Source organism: bacterium (genome assembly GCA_035380285.1).
In the GTDB taxonomy this organism is placed as follows: Bacteria; Auribacterota; Erginobacteria; order Erginobacterales; family DAOSXE01; genus DAOSXE01.
On sequence record DAOSXE010000072.1, the window covers coordinates 1 to 3252 of the forward strand.

Annotated in this window: 1 protein-coding gene; it reads left to right on the top strand. The window is 62.2% G+C overall.

Annotated features, from left to right (window positions below; genetic code table 11):
* Positions 1 to 2968: hypothetical protein (locus PLZ73_12710; protein HOO78734.1), on the top strand; the 2968-nt coding region annotated here is incomplete at its 5' end.
* Between the last annotated feature and the right edge of the window lie 284 nt (positions 2969 to 3252).

The window sequence follows — 3252 nt, forward strand, 5'->3', positions numbered from 1 at the left end:
CTATCTGCCGGTTGAAGGACCGATAGCGGTCTTCGCATCCACCAACTGTTTCCCCTCGAAGGGGGGAGCACCGAGAAATGCCGTTTACGACCTGCAAGCCGATGGGAGCGCCAGCAGTCAGCCGCTCGAACGCCATCTGCTTTCGGCCATCGATCATGGGGCGCTGGGGGTCTTCACCATATTTACCGGCCTGAGTTCCGGTAACCATACTATCGCTCTCAGGCACGCCACCAGCGACGCCTCCTACGGGATCACGAGCAATAACATCGATCTCGTCGCCATGCCGCTGATATCGTACGGAGACGAGTTCGAGTTGAATTACGGCGAGGCCGAGCTAGGCGGGGCCGGAGATTTCACTTCCAGCACTATCCCGGTGCTCGTCGCGGGTTTGAGTACGACCGTCGATCTCGATATCGGAGGAAAGATCCTGGCATCACTGGCCATCAACGCTTCCACCGGCCCGGGACCGGCCGCCGGCTGCACCGGCTCCTGGGAACTCGAAATCGACGGGTCCCCGGTCGGGACCACGATCAGCAAATATCTGGCGGGAGCCGACGATATCGGGGCCATCTCCGTTCACGGACTTTCCGATGTCCTGGCCCCGGGCCCCCACCTGATAACGGTCAGGCATTCCACCGATTCCGAACTGGTAGGGATCCGCTCGTTCAACGGCACCCTGATGGCTATCGCCCTGGCCGATAACGGCGCGCTCGGGAATATCGTCATCGAGGCCGAACAGGCGACGGTGACTTCCCCGGTCGAAACCGATTGGACGGTCTTGACCGATGTTCCCGGAAGCGCAATTTCCGTTGCTCAGGCCCGGCCGGGACGCTTGATGCTGTTGTCGGCGCTGAATTGCGACAGCGGGCCAGGTTCGGCCCCTATTTTCTCCGGCCTGTACAACCTGGTCATGGACGGAACGCCCTTGTCTCAAATCGCCTCGAACGACATCATGAACGTCGGGCACATCGGCTCACCCAGCCTGGTCGGCATCAGTCAAGCTTCGTCGCCGGGCGTTTACTCCGGCTGGTTGAGACATGCCACCAGTAACCCCGCTACACACCTTGTCACCGACGACGTCACCCTGGTCATGTTCGGGAGCTGCGCTCAAGCCGCCCCTTCACCTTCATCCACCCCGACGCCTTCCGCGACCCCGACCTCTACGCCTTCGCCGATTCACCATACCCCGTCTCCCACGCCGACAGCGCCGTCGAAAACCCCTTCGCCGACCCCGCACAAAACTCCGACCCCGGTCAAAACCGCGCCCCCGACACCCGTCCGGACCCCGACCCCGGTCAAAACCGCGCCCCCGACACCCGTCCGGACCCCGACCCCGGTCAAAACCGCGCCCCCGACACCCGTCCGGACCCCGACCCCGGCTGTCCCTTCTCCTTCACCGGCCTGCCGCTGCTACGTCATCGCCCAAAACGGACCGGCCGGAGATTACAAGAATATGCTGGCGGCGGTTAAAACTTGGGATTTCGACCCCGCAACCAACGAACAGCCTCTCGGGCCCACCACCGGCACCTCCGGAATCGAATCGATCGCCTATAACCGATTCGACGGCGAGCTATATGGGGTTAATTACGATTATCTCGGGACTTTTGACTCCGGAAACGGGGAATTTTTCCAATATCCCTATCCCGTGGGGAAAATCTACGGACGTCTAGGGTGGATCGACGTAGTCGACATCGACGGCCTTTCTTTCGATCCCGCGGGTAATCTCTGGGCCAGCGTGCGGCGCGATGGCCCAGATCTCCTCATCCAGATCGACCTGACGACCGGGCAGGCCGTGCCCGGGATCTTCAACGGGGACGATTACCTCGTCGTCGAGCCGCTGCCCTCCGGCGCCGACGATATCGACGATATCGCCTTCAACCCCGCCGACGGGCACATGTTCGTCGTGATGAATAAGAGCGGTCATGGGGACGCCATTGCGAAGGTCGATGTCGCTACCGGAGAACCCGTCCTCATCGGGAGGATCTACGATCCCGATCTGGGGGTAATGGTTCAGGACGTTGAAGGTCTAGGCATAGGGTGCGATGGATTGCTCTGGGGCGTGACCGGGAATAAAAATATCCCGGAAATCAACGATCGCCTGTGGCAGATTTACTGGGACACGCCTACCCAAACATTCCACGTCCATCAACCGCGCAAACTGAGCTACGGCACCGATTACGAAGGCGTGACCTGCGGCGATCTCCCGGCTCCGCCGCCCACCCCGGTCCCGGTCATGATCGCCGGCGGAGATTATAACGGGGATGGAACCGCCGACCCGGCCGTTTTCCGCCCGGCCACCGGGCTCTGGGCCGTGCGTAATCTGGGAAATGTCTATTTCGGGGCACAAGGGGATATCCCCATCCCCGGCGATTATAGCGGTACCGGCACCGACGCTCCCGCCGTTTTCCGGCCCTCGGCCGCTCTCTGGAACGTCCGCGCCCTGACCAGGTTCTATTTCGGAGGGGCGAACGACATCGCCGCCGCCGCCGATTACGATGGGGACGGAACCGTCGATTCGGGAATCTACCGCCCTCACATCAACCTCTGGGCCCTGCGGGGGATAAGCAAGGTCTGGTTCGGTGCCGAGCGCGATATCCCCGTAGCCGGAGACTATGACGGAGACGGGACAGCCGATATCGCCCTCTACCGGGGTAAAAAAGGCTTGTGGTTCATCTACGGCATCACCCGTTTCTACCTGGGCCGGGAGGGCGATATCCCCACCCGCTTCGAGGACGGGTCCGGCCTGAGCCGGGCCGCAGTCTTCCGGCCCGCCACCGGACTCTGGGCCGTGCACGGGTTGACACGGCTTTATTATGGCGCCGCCGGCGACCTTCCCATCCCCGGAGATTACTCCGGCGGCGGCGACGATGTTTCCGCGATTTACCGGGCCTACCTCTCCAAATGGCTGATCCGGAACCGGACCTCCTTCTTCTACGGGCGCCCGGGAGACATGCCGGTCGCCCGCTGAACGAACCCGGGGGAGGAAGCAACGAACCCTCCCCGAAAAACAGGCGTCAACTTATTTAATTAAGGCGTGGACAATATACCGCCGCTGGGGTAGATTTCGGTGTTGGCGTGGGCGTAGGCTCGCGCCGCGGGGAGGTTCTCTGGTGAGATTGGCGCAGAAGCTGCATCTTCTCTTGATCCCGTTGCTGGGCATCGGTCTGTCCGGTTCCGCCGGAGCGGAAACGGTCAAGATCATGTCCGCCAACCTGCCGGGGTCAGGCGTCCAGTACGGGGGCGCGGCCGACA